Source organism: Acinetobacter sp. YH16038, assembly GCF_013417275.1.
GTDB lineage: Bacteria > Pseudomonadota > Gammaproteobacteria > Pseudomonadales > Moraxellaceae > Acinetobacter.
Genome location: NZ_VPEG01000148.1, coordinates 1 through 1,479, shown reverse-complemented (window position 1 = coordinate 1,479; position 1,479 = coordinate 1). Strand labels below are relative to the sequence as shown.

General features: G+C 33.3%; 3 protein-coding genes. 1 reads left to right on the top strand and 2 read right to left on the bottom strand.

Annotation, left to right across the window (positions count from 1 at the left end):
• Nucleotides 1-417 precede the first annotated feature (417 nt).
• Nucleotides 418-606, bottom strand: coding sequence for a hypothetical protein (locus tag FTV34_RS17425; protein WP_157799961.1), 189 nt, complete (start codon nt 604-606; stop codon nt 418-420).
• 157 nt (nt 607-763) lie between these two features.
• On the opposite strand from FTV34_RS17425, the gene FTV34_RS17420 reads away from it, so the two are divergent.
• Nucleotides 764-1,243, top strand: a complete 480-nt coding sequence (locus FTV34_RS17420) for a spore coat U domain-containing protein (protein ID WP_179991844.1) — start codon at nt 764-766, stop codon at nt 1,241-1,243.
• 14 nt (nt 1,244-1,257) lie between these two features.
• On the opposite strand, the gene FTV34_RS17415 is transcribed toward FTV34_RS17420, so the two are convergent.
• A partial coding sequence (locus tag FTV34_RS17415) for a spore coat protein U domain-containing protein (RefSeq protein WP_180070909.1) occupies nt 1,258-1,479 on the bottom strand: 222 nt, incomplete at its 5' end.

The window sequence follows — 1,479 nt, the reverse complement described above, 5'->3', positions numbered from 1 at the left end:
CTTTGCAAATTATCAGATGTTTTCGAGCACGCAAATCGCAGGAACTCTTATTTATATTCCTGCCATAAAACAGCTGTTTACAAGGAAATTTGCACAAAAATAATCAATAAAAATATATGTTTCAAAGGGGGGCTTTTATGGTTATGGAAAAAAATAGTATTTTGAGTAAAAAACACCCAGTTCTAAAATGAGAATGGATCATTTTTTTAACGATTTATTATCTAAAAATAAGAAGAGCACTGGATGTGCTCTTCTTGGAATTTCGCATAAGAGATTTTATGTTAAATACTTAAAACATCATGCTCTTTTATTTCTAAGAGGCTTTGTTGCAAAAATACCTAAAACTATGATTTTATTATACTTATTTTTTATTAAAATTTTCTTAAACTCCTTAAAAATAAGTATTTTGCAAAATATTTATGCAACAAAGCCTATACATAAGAGCAAACGATCTTCCAACGGTAATTTATGCGGTCGTCCTTTACCAATATGACGAGGTAACTGCTTATTTAGCTCGGCCAACATCAGGTTAAATGTAGCCCAACTAACACCGGTAAGCCTACGAAACTTAACGTCTGATAATTTTTGAATATCTTTGAATTTCATCCAAGGATTATCCTTTGAATTAAATAAGTTTGCTGATTAATTTAAGATCAAATAAATTGTACGTTTTTTGATTTATGACGGAAGTCTATTAACTATATATTATTTCTTAAAAAACTATGTAATATTTAATGGAGTTAATAGGTTGGAATTATGGTAAATGAGTCAAGTGAAAATTTTTAAATATTCTTTTGTAATTTTAGCTGTAGTCTCTGTTTCCGCATATACCATGAGTGATCGTCAATCCACACAGTTTCAAGTCAAAATGCAAGTTACAGAAATTTGTGAGATTGGAGCAGGAGGCTCTTCGGATATTGATTTTGGGACTGTGACTCGTAATGCACAGAATGTTCAAGCGACAGGGAGCTTAAATGTTCATTGTACTAATGGTACTCCCTATAATATTGCTTTAAATAGTGATGGTCGTTTGAAGCATGCCAATGATATTTCCATACAAATTCCTTATCAGCTTTATCAAGATGTTGCCATGAGCAAAGAATGGGGCAATATTGCAGACAATCGTTTGTCACAACAGGGGACAGGGGAAACACAAAATATTAAGATTTGGGGTAAGGTTCCCAATGCTAATGTTCCTGCTGGGAAATATAGTGACACAGTAACTGCGACGGTTACCTATTAATTTTAAAATAAAAATCAATAAGTTAGAGTTACTGTAATCGTGTCAGAGTATTGCCCAGTACTACTGATGGGTTGAGCTGGAACCGTTGCATATACAGGTATATTATGATTATCTACAGAGTAAAAGGTATTACCTTGCCAAGGTTGATCATCGTGTGCGTTCCTAGAAAGGTTGTATCGGATATAGTTTCCTAAAGCATTTCTCATTCTTCTTTGTGTGCCCTGCGCATTGATGCC

Coding starts and splice junctions, on each gene's coding strand:
- FTV34_RS17420 (WP_179991844.1), top strand. CDS start 764: ATGAGTCAAGTGAAAATTTTTAAATATTCTTTTGTAATTTTAGCTGTA.
- FTV34_RS17425 (WP_157799961.1), bottom strand. CDS start 606: ATGAAATTCAAAGATATTCAAAAATTATCAGACGTTAAGTTTCGTAGG.